Here is a 20,370-nt window from a genome sequence, read left to right on the forward strand (position 1 = left end):
TGAATACTGAAAAAACTACAAAAGACTACAATGACCCTGATTAAAACATCCATAGGTAGACGTTCCTTTTTAAAGTCAACGGCATTGGCGGGTGGGGGCATGATGCTCGGTTTTAATTGGCTCGCTTCGTGCAAGGGCAAAACAGAGGAAGAAATCTTGGCAATGCCCAAAGAGTGGTTCGAAATCAATTCCTATTTGAAAATCGGAGATAACGGTGTGGTTACCATTTATACTCCAAATCCCGAATTCGGACAAAACATCCGAACTTCAATGCCCATGTTGGTTGCGGAGGAGTTGGATGTGGATTGGGAAAACGTCATAGTTGAACAAGCGCCCTATCACGCAGAAAAGTATGGCTTTCAATTTACGGGCGGAAGTCAAGGAATTAGAGCCAGATGGGAACCCCTTCGTATGGCAGGAGCATCCGCCAGACAGATGTTGCGGGAAGCAGCTGCACAAACATGGCAAGTGCCTTTAGAAGAAATTACCACAGTAGATGGGGTGTTGCATCATAAGACCACTAAAAATTCAGCGGGATATGGTGAAATGGCCTCAGCAGCAGCAAAGTTGACCGTTCCTGAAGAAGTGCAACTTAAAGAAGTCAAAGACTTTAAAATAATTGGTAAGTCCCGAAAGAATGTAGATGCAAAGGATATCGTGAGAGGTAAACCCATGTTCGGATCTGATTATCGTACAGAAGGCATGCTGATCGCCATGATCGAACACCCACCTGCCTTCGGAATGACCTTGGAATCCGTCGATGATGCGGAAGCCAAAGCAATGCCCGGTATAAAAGATGTTGTTACGATAAAAAGTTTTAAGGAAGGATTCGAAAAAGGAGGTTTTGATACGAATGCCTTTCCTGAATTGGTAGCGATAGTTGGCAATTCCTCTTGGGAGGTAATGCAGGCCAAAAAGAAGTTAAAAGTAGCGTGGAAACCCATCACCGGCTATTCCGAGACGATTGCCGGTTTTAGGGGGAAAGAAACAAAGAATATTCCCGCAGGTTTGGAGTCTACAACCACCCACCAAACTAAAATGGCGGAACTTGCCGGTAAACCGGGAAAAATTGTTCGTAAGGACGGTACCCCCGAAGCAGCTTTCAAGAATGCCGCAAAAATTATCGAAAGTAGCTATTCCGCACCTTTCCTAGCGCACAACTCCATGGAGCCGTTAAACGCGTTTGCCCATGTAGAAGGCGATAAGGTTAAGATTGCGGCACCGATACAGATACCTTCTTTAATTATACCGACCCTGGCCAGCAGCCTTGGAATTCCTGCAGAAAATATTGATATGGAATTACCCCGAATGGGCGGTGGTTTCGGTCGTAAGGCATACGCCCACTATGTGGTGGAAGCTGCATTGATCTCTCAAAAAGTGAATGCTCCCATTAAGTTGATGTATACTCGTGAGGACGATATGACCAACGGTATTTATCGTCCGACCTATCAAGCTACCTATCGGGCTGCTTTAGATGAGCATAACAATTTGACGGCACTTCATATTAAAGCGGGAGGTATCCCTGAAAGTCCTTTGTTCGCCAATCGTTTTCCGGCCGGGGCTTTGGATAACTATATGGCCCAAGAATGGTCCATTGATTCGAATATTACGATTGGTGCATTCCGTGCACCCCGCTCCAATTTTATGGCCGGGGCGGAACAATCTTTTCTGGATGAAGTTGCTGAGGCGGCAGGGAGGATCCTATTCAATTTCGATTGGACTTATTGAAAAGGGCAAAAGATAATCCCGTTGGAGAACAGAACGATTACGATGCAGAAAGGTATGCCGGAGTTTTGGAATTGCTTCAAGAAAAAGCAGTTACGGGGCAAAACGATTCTAATGTACATAGGGGAATTTCTGCATATTTCTGTCATAATTCGTATGCTGCCCATGCCTTGGATCTGACAATTGAAGATGGCAAACCAGTTGTACAAAAAGTGGTTTGTGCCATTGATTGCGGGGTTGTCGTGAATCCTGATGCGGCAAAAAATATGGCAGAAGGAGCAATTATCGATGGTATTGGTAATGCCTTTTATGGGGAATTGACTTTTGAGGATGGTATGCCCCAAAAAAATAATTTCCATCAATATCGAATGATTCGAATGAGCGAAGCCCCTAAAGAGATCGATGTGCACTTTGTGCAAAATGAGATCGATCCGACCGGAATGGGAGAACCTCCATTTCCTCCAATTTTCGGTGCGGTGGCGAATGCGATGTTCAAAGCTACGGGAAAACGACATTATCATCAACCGTTCGTTTCCGTGAAACAAATAATAGGATAATTGAAAAAAAACAGGTCTAACCTTTAAATAGTATTCCAATGACACTCATAAGAACAAAAATAGGAAGACGCTCCTTCATTAGAACATCAACCCTCGCCGGTGGCGGTATGATGCTCGGCTTTAGCTGGCTGGCCTCATGCAAGGGCAAGACGGAAGAACAAGTGATGCAAATGCCGAAGGAATGGTTCGATATCAACGGTTTTTTAAAGGTCGGAGACAACGGCATGGTCACTATCATGTCGCCCAACCCTGAAATCGGACAGAATGTAAAAACGGCTATGCCCATGATCGTGGCCGAAGAATTGGATGTCGCTTGGAAAGATGTCCTCGTAGAACAGGCACCATTGAACACCGATATCTTCACAAGACAATTGGCGGGGGAAGCCAATCCATCCGTCAGGGGTGGGAAGGCCTTCGCATGGCCGGAGCTACGGCACGGCATATGTTGATTGCGGCTGCTGCCGAGGCTTGGCAAGTACCTGCTTCGGAGATTACGACGGAGTCCGGCATGTTGTACCATAAGGCGACCGATAAGTCCGCCGGTTACGGTGAAATGGCATCGGCCGCTGCAAAGATGTCCGTTCCTGAAGAGGTTGAGTTAAAGGAAACAAAAGATTTCAAAATCATAGGTACCGATCAATTGAACGTAGACGGACCGAAAATAGTAACGGGAAAACCTTTGTTCGGTTTGGATATACAGGAGGAAGGGATGCTCACCGCGATGATTGTTCATCCAACGGCATTTGGTATGAAATACAATTCGATGGATGCCGAATCGGTCAAATCTATGCCCGGAATTAAGGATGTATTTCCTATTGATGTTTATCCTGAAGGGGTTGAAAAGCAATGGTCCGATGGAGGCGGAATTCCAAAGTTGGTAGCCATAGTCGGCGAAAGCACTTGGCAATGTATGCAGGCGAAAAAAGCTTTAAAGGTAACATGGGAAGAAGATTCGATGCTCGAAAGTAGTGCATACCATGAGGAGGCTTTAGAGAAGTTGTTGAGTACTGCTCCTAAAGAAGCCGCTCGAAAGGATGGTGATGTGAATGCAGCTTTTAAAAAAGCGGCAAAGGTCGTAGAAAGTACGTACAGTGCTCCGTTCTTGGCCCATAATACGATGGAGCCGATGAATTTTTTCGCGAATGTAACCTCCGAAAAAGCGGAACTTAAAGGACCAGTTCAAACTCCGGAGTTTCTTGAAAAATCGTTGGCATCAAGATTGGACATGCCCGTTGAAAAAATCGATATCATGATGACCCGTATGGGTGGAGGATTTGGTCGTCGTCTTTATGGACATTTTGGCGTAGAGGCAGCCGTGATTTCCCAAAAAATGCAAGCTCCGATAAAATTGGTCTATACCCGCGAAGATGATATGACCCAAGGTACCTATCGCCCAGCGTATAAAGTTCACTACAAAGCAGGTCTGGATGAAAAAGGTAATTTGATAGCTTGGCACGTAAGAGGCGCGGGAACGAATGATGATCTAGTATTTGAAAACCGTTTTCCTGCGGGTGCTGTTGACAATTACTTGGCCGAAAAACATGCATTGCAAACCAATGTTACCACAGGTGCTTGGCGCGCTCCGCGGTCAAATTTCATTGCTGGTGCCGAGCAATCCTTTATGGATGAGGTCGCTGAGGCAGCTGGAAAAGATCCAATTGAATTCCGATTAGAGCTGTTTGAACGTGCTATCAATAATCCGGTAGGCGATCCAGAGAAAAACGATTACGATCCAGAGCGTTATGCGGGCGTATTGAAGCTGGTGAAAGAAAAATCCGGTTGGGCCACTGGAAATAACGAAAACCGGGGTGTATCGGCATACTATTGTCACAACTCATATGTAGCCCAGGTTCTTGATTTGAAAATGGACGGTAACAAACCCATGGTTCAAAAGGTATGGTGCGCGGTGGACTGCGGCATTGTTATAAACCCCTTAAGTGCCAAAAACCAAATCGAAGGAGGTATTATTGATGGGGTAGGTCACACGACATATAGCCAATTGACATTTAAGGACGGTGTACCGGAGCAAACGAATTTCGATACCTATCATTTAATTCGTAACAATGAGGCGCCCAAAGAAATCGAATCCTTCTTTGTGGACAACGGCATCGACCCAACAGGATTAGGCGAACCATCATTGCCTCCAATATCAGGGGCCTTGGCCAATGCCATGTACAAGGCAACCGGTCGTAGGTATTATAGCCAACCTTATATATCAGATAGGCCTGTTGTCGGGTAGAACTGTATTTTCGAACATGAATTTTTGTTTCTGACCAATGTCCATTGAAAAAATTAAAGTCGGCAGACAATCTTTTTTAAAAAGTTCGGCTTTGGCCGGAGGTGGCTTGATGTTAAGTTTTAATTGGTTGACCTCTTGCAAAATGACACCGAAGGAAGTATCTGCTTTGCCTAAGGAATGGATTGGAACTTTTGGACCACGCGAAAAAGAATCCCGTGGGGGGAAGACAAAGATTATGATGCGGAACGTTATGCCGGAGTTTTAAAATTGGTAAAAGAAAAATCCAATTGGGACAATGGAGACGCCGATAGTAAGCGTGGGGGTGTCAGCCTATTTCTGCCATAATTCGTACGCAGCACAAGTCGTTGATATGCGGTGGGAGGATAATCGACCGATCATCGATAGGGTTACTTGCGCCATTGACTGTGGTATTGTGGTCAACCCAGATGCGGCGGTCAATTTATGCGAGGGCGGAATTGTAGATGGTATTGGAAACGCCTTTTATGGAGAATTGACCTTTAAAGAGGGTGTACCCCAAAAGAATAATTTTGATAGCTATCGCATGATTCGTATGAGCGAATCACCCAGGATTATCGATGTACATTTCGTAGAGAACAATATAGACCCTACCGGTCTGGGCGAACCTACCTTTCCGCCCATTTTCGCAGCTATTGCCAATGCGTTATATAAAACAACTGGTAAGCGGCATTATCATCAGCCTTATCTTACCGAAAAGGTGATGGGGTAGACAGTTTCAATTTTTTTTATTCAATTCTAAATCTTTTACTACATTAGATAATTACCAAATGACCTAATTTGGTGTACTCTTAAATGTATAAATTCCAATGAATATGAAAAATGTAATTACCAGTACGTTTTTAATACTTTCCCTAAGTTTATTCTTTGTTTCCTGTAAAGAAACAGGAGACAAATCAAAAGAAGTTGAAACCGTAGCCCAACCCGAAGCTGTTGGGGTTGAAAGGTTTGGCGGTCTGGCGCTCTACACGGTCCGTGATGCTATGGGCGAAAATGCTAAGGAAACGTTGAAAGCCGTAGCCGATGCGGGTTACAAAAACATTGAAGCTGCCGGTTATGCCGATGGTAAATTCTATAATATGTCTCCAGTGGATTTTAAGGCTTACCTCGATGAAGTGGGGCTTAACCCAGTAAGTACCCATCAAGGCTTGGTGACCTTAGAAAATGCCGACCAGATGATGGCCGATGTAAAAGCGGCGGGTTTTGAATATTTTGTGATTCCGGTTCCGCCGATGGGACTTTTTAAATTCGATCAGGCCACCAAGACAATGGGTATGACCGGGGGTGCGGCCAACCTGTCAGAGATTGTGAACGAATTGGGCAAGAAGGCCAATGCTGCAGGTCTGAAGTTACTCTACCATAACCATGATTTCGAATTCCAAAAAGACGAAGACGGCATCGTGCCCATTGATTATTTATTGGAAAATTCAGACCCCGAATATGTCAATTTTCAAATGGATTTATATTGGGTAACAAAGGCCGGGGCGGATCCCATTTCCTATTTTGAAAAATATCCAGGTCGCTTTAAAATATGGCATGTAAAGGATATGGACGACCAAGGAAGGTTTGCGCCAGTAGGCAATGGCACTATAGATTTCAAAAAAATCTTGGCCCAAAAAGAACGCTCTGGGATGAAATATTATATGGTTGAACAGGATATGACCTTCGATGGACTGCAACCCCTTGAAGCCATAAATATAAGCCATGAGGGACTTAAAGAAATAGGATTTAAATAATTATAGCCATCACTATAGAATCGAAAAAATGAAAAAAGTCACTATTGGATTTATCGGGTTGGCGTTCTTGCTAATGACCATGAACCTTGCCGCCCAAGAAGTCAGCACAGGCTCCACTATTGCCGTAACCGATACGGAATCCGGAAAAGTGCGCGGTTATATTCATGATGGCACTTACATTTATAAAGGAATACCATATGCCAAAGCCGAACGTTTCATGGCCCCGACAAAACCAGATCCTTGGGAAGGTATAAGAAGTTCTACCATGTATGGTCCTGTTGCGCCATTAATGAACCCGACCACTTCGGTTCAGGACGAACCTGAGTTCGTTTTCGATCACGATTGGGGCTATCCCAATGAAGATTGTCTAAGAATCAATATTTGGACGCCTAGTATCGACGATGGCAAGAAAAAACCTGTACTTTTTGGATCCACGGCGGTGGATTCACTACCGGATCAAGCCAAGAACTTCCTTCCACAGATGGAGAGAATTTGAGTAAAAAGGGCGATGTAGTGGTTGTTTCCATCAACCATCGCTTGAACATTCTGGGCTTTTTAGATTTATCGGCCCACGGTGATAAATACGAACATTCAGCCAATACTAGCATATTGGATATGGCTGCGGCACTCGAATGGGTAAAGACCAATATCGAAAATTTTGGTGGCGACCCGAATAATGTGACCATCTTTGGTCAATCGGGCGGAGGCGCCAAAGTGAATACATTGATGGCCATGCCGAATGCAAAAGGACTTTTTCACAAGGCCATTAACCAAAGTGGCTCATTCCGAACGGCTATGTTGGAAAAAGAGGAAACGCAGGCTATTGGAGCCGAGGTGCTATCAAATTTAGGCATCCAATCGGATAATGTAGACAGTATTCAAAACATACCCTTCGAGACCTTAAGTGCAGCAGGCTCGAAAGCGTTGAAAACCATAGAGGAAAAAATGAAGGCCGAAGGCAAGCCTATTATAGGTTTCGGATTGGGTTGGGGCCCAAGTCGTGATGGAATCGATTTACCCTACGGGTTCTTTTCCAAAGAGGCTTTTGAACTGTCCAAAGAGATTCCGTTAGTGATCGGCACCACAAAAAACGAGTTTGCTCCCTTTGCCAATATGCGTTTCGTGGATGCATCCGAAGACCAGATTTTGGCCCATATCAAAGAACAATGGAAAGACAAATCGGATGCATACATCAATGCGGTGCGAAAAGCTTATCCGAACGATACGGCTGCAAAAGACTTGCTGGATGTGGATACCATGTTCAGACCAGGTGCTGTCTTACAGGCCAATGACAAATCGGCAATACAAAATGGAGCGCCCGTATATATGTATCTTTTTACATGGCAGTCGCCCGTTTTCGATGGAAAGTATAAATCTCTTCACTGTATGGAACTTCCTTTTGTCTTTGACAATATCGAACGCGGTAATCAAATGACGGGTGGAGGCAAAGAGGCTTTTGTGTTGGCTGACAAAATGAGCCAATCTTGGATCAACTTTGCCAAGACCGGAAATCCGAACCATCCGGGCTTGCCAGAATGGCCGGCTTACAATAGTACCAATACGGCAACGATGCATTTTGATAACACGTGTGAAGTAAAGCCGCAATTGGATATGGAGCTTTTTGAAATGGTCGGCAATAGGTAACAAACAAAAATGCCCAAGGTATTTTTTGAAAAAGTCATATAATCTATCTCGTGGAGGAATATCCACATTTTTAATTTTGGCCTGAATAGAAAAGTAGTTTTCTTAGATGAATGGGCAAAAAAATATAAGAGGCGACTAAACCATTTCAGTCGTTTCATGTCAAACAAAATATCGTTAACCAATCAAATTTATCATGTTGAAAAAAATCTTAATCGGATTAGGAATTGTTCTTATTATCATACAGTTCTTCCGTCCCGAAAAAAACGAATCGAACGATTTAACCAATGACATTACTACCAAATATGAGGTTCCAAATGATGTAAACCATTTGTTGCAAGTCTCATGTAACGACTGTCATTCGAACAAAACGGAATATCCATGGTATGCCAACGTGCAGCCTGTTGCCTGGTGGCTCAATGATCACGTGGTGGATGGTAAGAAGCACTTAAATTTTTCGGACTTTACCAAATTACCCTTGTTCGTGCAAAACCATAAATTCGAAGAAGTAATCGAGATGGTTGAGGAAAAGGAGATGCCATTGCCCTCGTACACCAATTTCGGACTCCATTTAGAAGCTAATCTAACGGACGAGCAACGTACCAAGATTACCGATTGGGCCAAAGCACAAATGAACTATCTCAAGGAAACGTACCCTGCAGATAGTCTTAAATTTCCAAAAAGGGATTAACGAACTTTTTCTAACTTAATTATAGCCAGAAAACGTCGCCAACTATCACGTTACGGATAAAGTGAAAGATGTTTACTGCTTCCGCTGAGTGGCCATCCACTCCATTATAGTAACGGGTCTACCATCCTGTACAACCGGCTTTCCGTCAAAATCAAAATCCGCGTGATTGGCGTGTGAATAGATCCAAGACCAATGGCCATTGAAACGATAATCATCCCCGCCATAAAAACCACTAAGATCGATGACATGATCGTAGTATGAAAAATGGACGTTTTCGGCACCAGCACCGATCAATCTATTGTAAACTGGTACTACGGTCTCTTCGGGCTTGGTGGTCTGATCTTCCTTAGAATGTACGAACCAAATAGGCACATCTTTTATCTTCTGGATTTGTTCATCAGAAATATATTGATTCTGATAAGCCAACGCACTGATATAGCCCGCGGCAAAATAGTCGGGATGTTCCAAAATCAATTTTAGACTCATGTAACCCCCATTGGAGCATCCCCCGACGTAAATTCTATTTGTATCAATATCCGGATTGTCACCAACATAGTTTTTTATAAGGGCCATTAGCGCCTCATTGTAGATGTCATTGGTGTCGCCACGGGTATATTCCCCACTGGCACTTTGCATCCAAAAGGTTGGACTTTGTGGCACCAAAACGTGGGCACCACCAAAGATGGACTGAATTTCATTGGATGCATAATTGGCGGCCTTATTGGCAATCAATGGAATACTGGCATCATTACCGCCCTCGCCACCTCCATGTAACCAAATAAGCAATGGCGATTTTCCTGTGGTCTTATCCGGTGCAAATGAGGCAAAAGGAAGGGTGATGTCATTATGGGTGAAACTGCCTGTCAAATTAAATGAATCGATGAGTGGCTGGATCCGACCCGATTCGGTGTTCCAAATTTTTTCCGAGGCCGTATCGGTAATGGTCATGCGATAATCGATCCATTGGTTCGCACCTCGATTATTTGTCCGAATATATTTGATTGGAGAACCTAATACATGGTCAGGGCCGACAAATAATACCAAACTGATGTGATTTCCTTCGGAAACCCTATTGCCTTTTTCATCTGAAACATAGGCATAAATTACCTCTCGACTTCCTTTGGCCTCATCCGCACCCATTTCTACTCCTTCGGCGCTCCTTTCTACGATAACCTCAAAATCGCTGGCCTTAGCCTCGGTCACATTTTCGTCCATTGACAAAATGACCTCGCTTACGGCAGGTCCCCAATCATATACTTCTATGATTATGCTATATTGGCCATCGATAGGATTTGAAACAGTGGATTCTTTCGTATCGGTATTAGGATTGGCCATCAGGAAAACAAATGGCAAAATCATAAAAAATGCCATGAAAATTATTCTTTTTTTAAACATGATGGCTGGTTTTAAAGATTGAATTTAGGTGGTTTTTGAGGTATGGGCTTACTTCAATTTTTCCTCGAAAAAGGCTATAGTCCGTTGCCAAGCTAATTCGGCATCCTCGCGGTCGTATCTCGGTGTGGTATCGTTGTGAAAACCGTGATTGGCGTCCGCATAGAAATGGGCCTCGTATTCTTTTCCATGTTCTTTGAGGGCTTCCTCATAGGCTGGCCACCCTTCATTAACGCGTTTATCCAATTCCCCAAAATGGAGCAGGAGTGGCGCATTTATTTTTTCGATATCTTCTTTGGGTTGCCCACCATAGAAAGGAACGGCGGCTCCTAAATCGGGAACCTTGACCGCCATCATGTTCGAAATCCATCCACCGAAGCAAAAGCCCACCACACCGACTTTTCCGGTACAATCGGGATGTGATTGTAAATGTTCGAAAGCGGCGATAAAATCCTCTAACATTTCATCACGGTCGCGCTGTCTTTGAAGTTCTCTTCCTTCATCATCGTTGCCCGGATATCCGCCAAGCGGGGTCAGCGCATCGGGCGCAATGGAGATAAATCCGGCAAGTGCGGCTCTTCGTCCAACATCTTCTATATGTGGGTTCAATCCTCGGTTTTCATGTACCACGACAATGCCTGGTAATTTTCCTGTCGCATCAGCCGGCATTGAAAGCAAGGCCTTTATTTCGCCCCCGCCTTTTGGTGATTTATAGGTAATGTATTCCGATTTCAATCGTGGATCATCCTGTTTGATCTGGATTTTCTTCACATAGTCGGGGCTTATAAAGCTGAGCAGCGAGCCTACGGTGAGTCCGCCAACCGCATAGGTCGAAAGTTTATCGAGAAATAGTCTTCGATTGACCCTATTATGGGCATAATCATCATAAAGATCGAATACTTCTTGTTTGATGTCTTCTTTTTTAAGTTTTTTCATTTTCAAATTATTTTTAAACCCTCACGTGAGAGAAGTGATTTTGTCAGATTATAGTGTACTTCTAATGTAGTAATTATTACTGGGGGAATTACCCTGAAAGAACTAAATCTTAGTGCTTCGGGCTTGGAAAAGTTTTGTTCATATCTATAAAAATCAAGGATATATCAAATACTTTTTACGAATTCCCTTGAATTTTTCCAAGTCCTCCTGCCAAGTAGTTTTGATTTCCGATTCGGATAGTCCGGCCTCGATTTGTTGTTGCAGTTTTTCGGTTCCGGCGTGTTTTGTGAATCCACTTGTATTGAAAACTTTGTCCTTATCCTTTGTATTTTGATAGGCATCGATTAGCCATTGTAGTGAAACCTCGCTCATTCTATGTATTTCAGATAAATCTTTTCCGTAGCACAACGCTCCTTTATGCTTTGGATTTTTAGAACCGAAATTAGGTTTTGGCGTATATGTAAAGTTATATTGCGTTGAATCCAAAAATGGCGCTCCATAGCGTTGAAATTGAAATTCGGTTCCACGACCCGCGTTGATATTGGTACCTTCAAAAAGTCCCAAACTCGGATAGAGATTAATGGCAACATCGCTGGGCAGATTGGGCGACGGTCTGACGGGAAGATGGTATTCGGTCTCGTGCATCCAGTTTTCCAGAGAAATTACGGTCAAATCTGCTTTCACCTTGTTTTCGAGCCACCCTTCTTCGTTGATCATTGTGGCGTATTCACCAATGGTCATACCATATACCAGAGGGATTGGCGTCATCCCCAAAAACCCCGAATGCTCCATTTCCATGGTCGGGCCATCTACATAATGTGCATTGGGGTTAGGGCGGTCCAGAACGACTATGGGAATCTTGTTTTCGGCACAGGCTTCCATCACCAATTGTAGCGTGGCGATATAGGTATAGAACCGCACGCCGACATCCTGGATATCGAAAAGTACAAGATCGAGGCCGGCCAATTGTTCCGAAGAAGGTTTTCTATTTTTCCCATAGAGTGAAATGAGGGGCAATCCGGTTTTGGTATCTATACCATCGGTCACCTTTTCGCCTGCGTCGGCCTCCCCCGAAAACCATGCTCAGGTGCGAACACTTTTTTAATAGCTACCTGCGACGAAAGTAAGGAATCGACCAAATGGATATAGGTGTCCTCGGTCTTAAAAATTACGGTGGTCTGGTTCGCTACCACACCTACTTTTTTACCCCGTAGCAGCCGTAGATATTCAGCCGTTCTATTGGCGGCGACTAAAACAGGTTTCGGCGTTTTAGGTACTACGGCAACGCTGTCGAGAACTATTTTGGAATCGTTCTTTTTTGTGGGGTTTCCGCAAGCGGACACGATTAAAACCCATAATAAAACTGTATTTTTGACTCCGGATAAAAGCACCATAATTTGAATTTAGAATATTTTATAACCAAGCGGCTTATAAAAGGTAAGGAGCATAAAATTAGCATTTCTGCACCGATTATAAAAATAGCGATTGCGGCCATTGCCTTGGGATTGATTATGATGCTGATTGCCATAGCGACTGGGGATGGCCTGAAATATAAAATTCGAGAAAAAGTTTCGGCTTTTCATGGTCATGTCCAAATCAGCAATTACGACAATAATTTTTCTGATGTTTCGGTGGCCCCGGTTTCTTTGGAGCAGGAATTTTATCCTGAATTCAAGTCCGTAGAAGGCGTGGCGCACATTCAGGCTGTCGCCACGAAGGGTGGAATCATCCGTACTGAAGAGACCTTCGAGGGTGTTATAGCCAAGGGCATCGGACCCGATTATAATTGGGATGTTTTTCAAGAGTATCTTGTTAAGGGTAAACGGCCCGACTATGGCGGCGAACTGAACAGTGATGCGGTAATTTCCCGAATTACGGCAAACCGTCTGAATTTAAATATCGGGGATTCGTTTTTCACCTTTTTTCTTAAGGATGGTGACCCATCCCAAGTGCCGAACCAACGAAAGTTTAACGTGACGGGTATTTATGATAGTGGTTTTGAGGAAATCGATGCCCTCTATATTTTTATCGATATTCGCCATATACAGCGAATGAACAAATGGGAGGCGAATCAGGTAGGTAAGTTCGAGGTTTTTTTGGACGATTTTGATAGCATGGACGAGAAAGCCAATGAGATTCACGGCAGAACGGTGGCCACCCTCGATACCCAGACCATCAATACCAAATACCGAAAAATCTTCGAATGGATCGGGCTGTTCGATTTCAATACGGCACTCATCATCGGTATAATGATTATCGTAGGCGGTATCAATATGATTACGGCCCTTTTGGTGCTCATTCTTGAACGCACACAGATGATAGGGGTTTTAAAGGCCTTAGGTATGGCCAATTGGAGAATTCGAAAAGTATTTTTGTACAACGCCGCGTACCTTATAGCTATCGGTCTGTTATGGGGAAATTTCCTCGGCCTTGGCTTAATATGGCTTCAAGACAAATTCAGGTTGTTCAAATTTCCGAACCCAGAGGAATATTATATCGAATACATTCCCGTTCAAATTGATATCCCTACGATACTACTATTAAACATTGGGGTATTGTTGCTTTGCCTTTTGATGCTTTTGGTGCCTTCTTATATTATTACAAAAATCACTCCGGTCAAGGCGATGAAGTTTGAATGACTAGAAACCTGAAACAGTTCTGGTCTTTACACTTCTCAAAATCCTATCTTTGCGACAATGATATATGCTGAAAATATACTGGGAACCATTGGGAATACGCCACTGGTCAAGTTGAACAAATTGACCCAAGATCTGCCTTGTCTTGTACTTGCCAAATACGAGACTTTTAACCCGGGTAATTCGGTAAAAGACCGTATGGCCCTGCAGATGATCGAAGATGCCGAAAAATCAGGAGTACTCAAACCCGGGGGAACGATTATCGAAGGAACTTCTGGAAATACCGGTATGGGCCTAGCTTTGGCCGCGACCTTAAAAGGGTATAAATTGATATGTGTCATCAGTGATAAACAATCGCAAGAGAAAATCGATATTTTAAAGGCGATGGGCAGCGAGGTTCATGTTTGTCCGACCGATGTTGAACCAGACGACCCGAGAAGTTATTATTCCACAGCACGACGCCTAGCAACGGAAATCCCCAATGCATGGTACGTTAATCAGTATGATAATCTATCGAATACCAAGGCGCATTATTTAAGTACAGGTCCTGAAATCTGGGAGCAGACCGATGGTAAAGTCACCCATTTTGTGGTCGGGGTAGGTACGGGAGGCACTATTTCTGGTATCGGCACGTATCTAAAGGAAAAAAATCCGATTATCAAGATTTGGGGCGTGGATACCTACGGCTCCGTCTTTAAGAAATATCACGAAACCGGAATTTTCGATAAAAACGAGATATATCCTTATGTCACAGAGGGAATCGGGGAAGACATCCTTCCGAAAAATGTAAACTTTGACATTATCGATGGGTTTACCAAGGTAATGGACAAAGATGCCGCTATTTATACCCGAAGGCTGGCCCTTGAAGAGGCTATGTTCTTGGGGAATTCTGCTGGGGCGGCCATCAAGGGAGTTCTCCAATTAAAAGAACATTTTACCAAAGATGACGTGGTAGTAGTTCTCTTTCATGACCATGGAAGTCGATATGTCGGTAAAATTTTCAACGACACTTGGATGAAGGAAAAAGGTTTTATCGATTAGGTTTACTATCTTGGATGTGTAATTGTCCCAAAAACAGTTTATAATGAGGCTTTCTATTTCTTGTCGAATGCTATTTTTGTGGTCTGCCTTTATACTTTTTTTAGGTTGTAGCAAAGACGATACCGTCGCACCACCAGCAATTAATCCTCCCGTAGAGGAAACGGAGAATCCCGATCCAACAAGTCTTTTGCCCCAGATTTCGATAAATACGGGGGTAATGTTATCGTAGACGAACCCAAAATCAATGCGAGCATGGTCATCACCACACCGTCGGGAACGGACTATAATGGTAACATTGGTATTGAAATCCGTGGTGCTTCCTCCCAGTTTTTCGCAAAGAAATCTTTTGGTGTTGAAACACGTGATGCTAGTAATGCCGACTTGGATGTCTCACTTCTGGGAATGCCAGAAGAAGAAGATTGGGTGCTTCACGGTCCCTTTAGTGACAAATCATTAATGCGCAACAAGCTCATTTATGACCTGTCACGTGAAATGGGTATGTATGCCAGCCGAACCGAATTTGCAGAACTGACCATAAACGGAAGCTACCAAGGGTTGTACGTCTTCATGGAAAAATTGAAACGTGATGACGAACGTATCAATATCAGTACATTGAACCCTGACGAGAATTCCGGGGAAGACCTTACCGGGGGCTATATCTTGAAAATCGATAAAATTAATTTCGATATTGGGGAGTCGTATTCCGATTTGAATTCTTTTAATTCAGCGATAAGTCCGCCCAATGCGACGCAGGGCCAAACGATTCGTTTTTTATATGAAGACCCTGAACCTGATGAAATTACAACGGAGCAGAAAATTTATATTTCGGATTATGTAACCCAATTCGAGACGGTTTTAAGTTCAAATACATTTTCGGACCCAGCTACGGGCTATGCCGCTCATATCGATGTTGCTAGTTTTATCGATTTTTTCTTGTTGAACGAACTTTCCAACAATGTGGATGGCTATCGTTTGAGTACGTTTATGTACAAGGACAAAAATGAGAAATTGAAAATGGGGCCTATTTGGGACTTTAACCTTGCCTTCGGCAATGCCGACTATTGTAGCGGTGGCGAGACAAACGTCTGGGCCTATAAATTCAATGAACGATGTTCCGAAGACTTTTGGCTTGTCCCTTTTTGGTGGGAACGATTGTTAGAAGATCCGGCCTATGTAGCCCAGTTAAAAGAACGCTGGACTACCTTACGTGGAAGTGTATTTTCCGAGGCGACTATCGAGGCAAAGATCGAAGAATATCTTTCGGCCATGGCATCGGCCGGTGCCATTGACAAGAATTTTGGTAAATGGAATATTTTGGGATCTTATGTATGGCCAAATAATTACGTGGGTATTAGCTACAATGACGATTTAGGATATTTTAGGGAATGGATTACCAATCGCCTCATTTGGTTGGACGGCTCCATTGAAGCACTTTAGAACACCGCTATGGTCCTCTTACAAAAAAATGGTCAATCCGTAAAAGTTGATAAGGGCGAACTTGTTGGATACCAAGTCGAGGATCACGAATTTATACATCAAAAGGGAAGTCCAGGTTGGCGAAATTCCGATACAGAGATGTTCCCTATAATCGGCCCGACGGCGGAGGCAGATTTCAAGGTACACACCCCGAAGGGCGAAGCAATTCAAGACCAGCACGGTCTTTTGCGCGAGTTGGAGTATGAACTACTTGAAAGCACCGAAGCCTTAGCTGTTTTCTCTAAAAAGTATAAATCAGGAACTCCTGTAGCTAATTCAAAATTCCCAACTAAATCAACGGCAAAAACGCTTTTTTGGCCCTATGATTTTAGTTTTACAAAACGATTTGAGCTCTTTGAAGATGCCTTGGAAATTTCATTTGAAATTGAAGGTGACTTAGGGATGCCTTTTATGCTCGGCTATCATCCGGCTTTCAAATTATATGGAGAGGATGCTTCAGTAGTTGCAGGTGACAGAAGCATATCGCTAGCGGAAGTCCTTGCCGTAGGTAGTCGCGCTTTGCAAGTACCTGACTGTTCCGGAATTTTGCTGAAGGATAAAAAACAACTGAAAATAAGCACTTCCGGATTTGGGAATTTTATGTTGTGGACCGAAGTTTCGAACATGGTCTGTATCGAGCCTATTACATTTTATCCCTATTCCGTTTCACAGGAAAATTTGAACCAGGGATTTCAAAAACTCGAGACGGCAAAAGCGGAGTTTAAAGTCGTCATTACTCCGAAATGATTTAAATGCACGATTATGATGGAAGCATTACAAGAAAGTTATGGGTATCTTTTTGAAACGGAATTGCTGCAAGAAATAGCGTCGGTCGGAAAACTCAGAAAAGTGGGCCGAGGCCATCAAATTATGGACATCGGCGAAACTATTACCCACATGCCGCTTTTGCTCAACGGGGCTATTAAGATACTTCGGGAAGATGAGAACGGTGACGAGTTGTTACTCTATTTTTTGGAACGCGGCGATTCTTGTGCCATGACTTTTTCATGTTGTATGGGTACAAAGAAAAGTGAAATACGTGCCATTGCAGAGGCAGATACCGAGCTTGTCATGGTACCTGTAGAAAAGATGAACCTATGGATGGGCAAATATCAAAGTTGGCAAGAATTTGTGTTGAACAGTTATCATATTCGCATGATGGAATTACTGGAAACTGTTGATACTTTGGCCTTCATGAAAATGGATGAACGCCTCTTGAAGCATTTGCAAGATAAGTGTATGGTCAATCATGATGAGGTCGTGCAGACGACCCATCAAGATATTGCCAATGATTTGAACACCTCGAGAGTCGTGGTATCACGACTTTTAAAAAAACTGGAAAACGAGGACAAAATCGAAATGCATCGTAACCATATTAAAGTGTTGGATTTGTAATGAACATTCTTCCGTTAAAAATGTCACTGCAATTTGTCACACTGAGCTTGTCGAAGTGTTTACAAGGATTTAAAAGTACTATTTTAAATAGTATTTTTAGTAAAATCAAAAACAGTTACATGAAATTTACAATGACTACAATAGCATTATTGCTCTATCTGAATCTACAATCCCAAGAAGCCATGACAGAACTTCCGTACACCGCTATTCCCGAAGCCCCTGAAACCTATACGGCTGGTACCGTCGTTTCACGAATGATCGACGGACTCGGATTTCGCTACCATTGGGCTACCGATGGCCTGACTGAAAAAGATCTGAATTATAAACCGGGCAATGATGGCCGTACTATTGCCGAAACTATGGAACATATCCATAACCTCTCATTGACCATTCTGAAATCGTCCCAGAAACAGGCACGTGATTTCTCCGAAAAAGTACCTGAAATGAATATGGCCGAAAGACGTTTGGCCACGTTGCAAAATCTGGAACAGGCGAGCGCCCTTTTCAAAACAACCGATGATTTGACTGAACATAAGGTTATCTTCAAAAGAGGGGATAACACTTCAGAATTCCCATTCTGGAACCAGATAAATGGCCCGATAGAAGATGCCGTTTGGCATGCCGGCCAGGTGGTCGTTTTACGTCGTGCTGCTGGCAACCCTATGAATCCGAAAGTGAATGTGTTTTTGGGGAAGTTGAATGATTAAAACATGGTTAAACACTATGAAACCTCTACTGATTTCTGTATTACTTATGATGAAGGCTTAGTTTTATGATGAAATATTAAATCGGGCGATACTCAACAAAGCCAATGAAAATTGATAATAAATTAAGCGAATTACCACTTACCAAATCCAAACCAAGTACTTTAGAATCTTTGTTTGGAAAAACCGACATTGAACCATTTTGGGTTGCGGATATGGAATTTGAAATCGCTAAACCGATTCAAGAAGCTTTGGTGCAACGGATTTCTAATTCGAGTTTTGGATATGAATACAAACCGAACTCCTTTAGTAACGCTCAAAAGAATTGGTATCAAAGAAATTATGGAATTGAACTGAATACTGACCATTTAATTTATAGTCCGAGTATTACAACCACTATCGCTGTTTTACTTGAAAATTTTTCCTCTGAACATAACGGAATCATGATTCAAACTCCTGTTTTTATGGAGTTCAGGGATGTTATTAGAAATACAAAACGCAGAATTGTAAAAAATGCTTTAAGATTAAGTAGCAATCAATACCAAATTGACTTTCAAGATTTACAAGAAAAAGCAAAATTAGAGAACAACAGAATTCTGATTATCTGCAATCCTCATAATCCGGTTGGACGCGTTTGGACTAATGAAGAATTGAAACAAATCGTAAGAATTTGTAAAGAAAATGACCTACTTCTTATATCGGATGAAATCCATAAGGATATCATCCTTTTCGATAATCAATTTACCTCGGCTGTAAAATTCATTGAAGACTATGAAAAAATTATTGTTTGCACCTCTGAAGCCAAGACTTTTAATCTATGCGGAATATCGGATTCAATGGCAATAATTCCAAACGAAGACATCAGAAACTCTATTTCTGGAACATTAAAAAAATATAATTTAGGAAGAACAAATGCACTGACAAGAGTTGCTTTGGAAGCAGCTTATAATAATGGGGGGTCTTGGCTGAATGAAGTGATAAAAACTATAGAGAATAATATTGGGAGTATCGAAAAGGAATTAGCGAATACTAAAATCAAACTTATAAAACCGGAAGGAACATATCAAGTATGGTTAGATTTCAGGAATGTTTTTAAGGACACCAAAGAAATGTTCAATCATGTAACAGAAAAATCTGGAATCGGACTTAATGCCGGACATTGGTTCGGTCGGGAAGGGGCTTTATTTATGAGAATGAACATTGCAACCTCCAACGAGAAAGTAACCGATGCAATTAGAAGAATAAAAAAAACAGTTTCTAACAGAGTTTCTTTAGAAGAGCCCTAGTCCAGTTCTTTAAAGCGGTTTTTTAGTAGTAATTTGCGTAACCGAATGATTACGGTTATATTTGTAACCGAATAGTTACTTATAAGTATGCGAAGAGATGTTTTTCAAGCAATCGCCGACCCCGTACGAAGGGATATCATTGAGCTTTTGGCCGATGAAACGCTAACTGTCAATGCAATAGCAGAAAAATTCGATATCAGTAGACCCGCAGTTTCCAAACATCTTAAAATTTTAAAGGAGTGCGAAATCATCGATTATCAAAAACAGGGTAGGGAGCGGCTCTGCTTTATTCAGCCGAGAAATTTAATCCCGGCCTTTATGTGGATTGCGCAGTATCGAGAACTATGGGAAGGAAAACTTGACCGTTTCGATAGTTATTTGACCGAACTACAATCAAAAAGAAACTAACATGAGTGAATCCGATTCAATGGAAAACCGTACAATATCGCTGAAAAGAACTTTTGATGCTCCCATCCGATTAGTTTGGGAAGCGTGGACCCAATCGGAGCATATTGCCCAATGGTGGAGTCCTAAAGGAATTGAAACCAAAGTAATCGAACACGAGTTTAAAATTGGTGGAAGATGGAAATATAGCATGCCCATGCCAGATGGAAAAGAATTTATAGCCGAAGGAGTCTACCTAGAAATTGTAGAATTTGAAAAAATCATCTCATCGGCCAACTTTAGACCCATGACCGAAGGGGTAGAGATACAAGCGTTATTTTCTGAAAATGGAAGTAAAACAAACTTCACCTTTAATGTGGTTCACCCGACTGAGGAATACAAAATACAGCAAGAAAAAATGGGAATCATGAACGGCTGGGGTTCAATATTCGACAGGCTCGACCAACTTTTAAGAAATATGAACAATTAAATAAA

The 20,370-nt window shown here is 42.6% G+C and carries 13 protein-coding genes and 5 pseudogenes; 15 read left to right on the plus strand and 3 right to left on the minus strand.

Translation table 11 applies throughout. The features are described 5' to 3' along the window. Nucleotides 1-30: 30 nt before the first annotated feature. From N8A86_RS14450 to N8A86_RS14480, 6 genes and pseudogenes are all read left to right on the plus strand, one after another. Nucleotides 31-2,282, plus strand: a pseudogene (locus N8A86_RS14450) (xanthine dehydrogenase family protein molybdopterin-binding subunit). A gap of 38 nt (nucleotides 2,283-2,320) precedes the next feature. Continuing rightward, nucleotides 2,321-4,521, plus strand: a pseudogene (locus tag N8A86_RS14455) (xanthine dehydrogenase family protein molybdopterin-binding subunit). Nucleotides 4,522-4,703: 182 nt separating this feature from the next. After that, a pseudogene (locus tag N8A86_RS14465) lies at nucleotides 4,704-5,269 on the plus strand (molybdopterin cofactor-binding domain-containing protein); the annotation flags it as partial. Nucleotides 5,270-5,372: 103 nt separating this feature from the next. Next, nucleotides 5,373-6,293 (plus strand): sugar phosphate isomerase/epimerase family protein, encoded by a 921-nt coding sequence (locus tag N8A86_RS14470; RefSeq protein WP_273566041.1) that lies wholly within the window; start codon nucleotides 5,373-5,375, stop codon nucleotides 6,291-6,293. Nucleotides 6,294-6,372: 79 nt separating this feature from the next. After that, a pseudogene (locus N8A86_RS14475) lies at nucleotides 6,373-7,937 on the plus strand (carboxylesterase/lipase family protein). A gap of 193 nt (nucleotides 7,938-8,130) precedes the next feature. Further along, nucleotides 8,131-8,625: a heme-binding domain-containing protein gene (locus N8A86_RS14480; RefSeq protein ID WP_273566042.1), complete on the plus strand. Its 495-nt coding sequence runs from the start codon at nucleotides 8,131-8,133 to the stop codon at nucleotides 8,623-8,625. A 72-nt stretch (nucleotides 8,626-8,697) separates the two neighbouring features. Here N8A86_RS14480 and N8A86_RS14485 read toward each other — a convergent pair whose 3' ends face one another. From N8A86_RS14485 to N8A86_RS14495, 3 genes and pseudogenes are all read right to left on the minus strand, one after another. Next, a complete protein-coding gene (locus tag N8A86_RS14485) occupies nucleotides 8,698-10,020 on the minus strand; it encodes a prolyl oligopeptidase family serine peptidase (RefSeq protein WP_273566043.1) in 1,323 nt (440 codons plus the stop codon). Between the two features lie 48 nt (nucleotides 10,021-10,068). Continuing rightward, entirely contained in the window at nucleotides 10,069-10,953 is an 885-nt protein-coding gene (locus N8A86_RS14490; protein WP_273566044.1) for a dienelactone hydrolase family protein, read from the minus strand. 153 nt (nucleotides 10,954-11,106) lie between these two features. Beyond that, nucleotides 11,107-12,347: pseudogene (locus tag N8A86_RS14495) on the minus strand (exo-beta-N-acetylmuramidase NamZ family protein). A gap of 3 nt (nucleotides 12,348-12,350) precedes the next feature. Between N8A86_RS14495 and N8A86_RS14500 the strand changes: the two are divergent. The 9 genes from N8A86_RS14500 (at nucleotide 12,351) to N8A86_RS14540 (ending at nucleotide 20,365) form a co-directional block, all read left to right on the plus strand. Further along, nucleotides 12,351-13,592 (plus strand): ABC transporter permease, encoded by a 1,242-nt coding sequence (locus N8A86_RS14500; protein WP_273566045.1) that lies wholly within the window; start codon nucleotides 12,351-12,353, stop codon nucleotides 13,590-13,592. Nucleotides 13,593-13,649: 57 nt separating this feature from the next. Next, nucleotides 13,650-14,630, plus strand: a complete 981-nt coding sequence (locus N8A86_RS14505; RefSeq protein ID WP_273566046.1) for a PLP-dependent cysteine synthase family protein — start codon at nucleotides 13,650-13,652, stop codon at nucleotides 14,628-14,630. Nucleotides 14,631-14,882: 252 nt separating this feature from the next. Further along, entirely contained in the window at nucleotides 14,883-16,067 is a 1,185-nt protein-coding gene (locus tag N8A86_RS14510; protein WP_273566047.1) for a CotH kinase family protein, read from the plus strand. 9 nt (nucleotides 16,068-16,076) lie between these two features. Next, entirely contained in the window at nucleotides 16,077-16,853 is a 777-nt protein-coding gene (locus N8A86_RS14515) for an aldose epimerase family protein (protein WP_273566048.1), read from the plus strand. Nucleotides 16,854-16,868: 15 nt separating this feature from the next. After that, nucleotides 16,869-17,501 (plus strand): Crp/Fnr family transcriptional regulator, encoded by a 633-nt coding sequence (locus N8A86_RS14520; protein ID WP_273566049.1) that lies wholly within the window; start codon nucleotides 16,869-16,871, stop codon nucleotides 17,499-17,501. A 119-nt stretch (nucleotides 17,502-17,620) separates the two neighbouring features. Further along, nucleotides 17,621-18,208 carry a DinB family protein gene (locus tag N8A86_RS14525; RefSeq protein WP_273566050.1) on the plus strand — a complete coding sequence of 196 codons (588 nt, stop codon included), beginning with the start codon at nucleotides 17,621-17,623 and terminating at the stop codon, nucleotides 18,206-18,208. A gap of 104 nt (nucleotides 18,209-18,312) precedes the next feature. After that, complete coding sequence (locus N8A86_RS14530; protein WP_273566051.1) at nucleotides 18,313-19,491, plus strand: MalY/PatB family protein; 1,179 nt, start codon at nucleotides 18,313-18,315, stop codon at nucleotides 19,489-19,491. Between the two features lie 87 nt (nucleotides 19,492-19,578). Next, the gene (locus tag N8A86_RS14535) at nucleotides 19,579-19,899 is read left to right on the plus strand and encodes an ArsR/SmtB family transcription factor (RefSeq protein ID WP_273566052.1); all 321 of its coding nucleotides are present in this window, start codon (nucleotides 19,579-19,581) and stop codon (nucleotides 19,897-19,899) included. Between the two features lies 1 nt (nucleotide 19,900). Next, nucleotides 19,901-20,365 carry an SRPBCC domain-containing protein gene (locus tag N8A86_RS14540; protein WP_273566053.1) on the plus strand — a complete coding sequence of 155 codons (465 nt, stop codon included), beginning with the start codon at nucleotides 19,901-19,903 and terminating at the stop codon, nucleotides 20,363-20,365. Nucleotides 20,366-20,370 lie beyond the last annotated feature (5 nt).

This window comes from Maribacter halichondriae (assembly GCF_027474825.1).
GTDB classification, from domain to species: Bacteria; Bacteroidota; Bacteroidia; order Flavobacteriales; family Flavobacteriaceae; genus Meishania; species Meishania halichondriae.

Coding starts and splice junctions, on each gene's coding strand:
- N8A86_RS14470 (WP_273566041.1), top strand. CDS start 5,373: ATGAAAAATGTAATTACCAGTACGTTTTTAATACTTTCCCTAAGTTTA.
- N8A86_RS14520 (WP_273566049.1), top strand. CDS start 16,869: ATGATGGAAGCATTACAAGAAAGTTATGGGTATCTTTTTGAAACGGAA.
- N8A86_RS14540 (WP_273566053.1), top strand. CDS start 19,901: ATGAGTGAATCCGATTCAATGGAAAACCGTACAATATCGCTGAAAAGA.
- N8A86_RS14530 (WP_273566051.1), top strand. CDS start 18,313: ATGAAAATTGATAATAAATTAAGCGAATTACCACTTACCAAATCCAAA.
- N8A86_RS14515 (WP_273566048.1), top strand. CDS start 16,077: ATGGTCCTCTTACAAAAAAATGGTCAATCCGTAAAAGTTGATAAGGGC.
- N8A86_RS14510 (WP_273566047.1), top strand. CDS start 14,883: ATGGTCATCACCACACCGTCGGGAACGGACTATAATGGTAACATTGGT.
- N8A86_RS14485 (WP_273566043.1), bottom strand. CDS start 10,020: ATGTTTAAAAAAAGAATAATTTTCATGGCATTTTTTATGATTTTGCCA.
- N8A86_RS14505 (WP_273566046.1), top strand. CDS start 13,650: ATGATATATGCTGAAAATATACTGGGAACCATTGGGAATACGCCACTG.
- N8A86_RS14525 (WP_273566050.1), top strand. CDS start 17,621: ATGAAATTTACAATGACTACAATAGCATTATTGCTCTATCTGAATCTA.
- N8A86_RS14535 (WP_273566052.1), top strand. CDS start 19,579: ATGCGAAGAGATGTTTTTCAAGCAATCGCCGACCCCGTACGAAGGGAT.
- N8A86_RS14480 (WP_273566042.1), top strand. CDS start 8,131: ATGTTGAAAAAAATCTTAATCGGATTAGGAATTGTTCTTATTATCATA.
- N8A86_RS14490 (WP_273566044.1), bottom strand. CDS start 10,953: ATGAAAAAACTTAAAAAAGAAGACATCAAACAAGAAGTATTCGATCTT.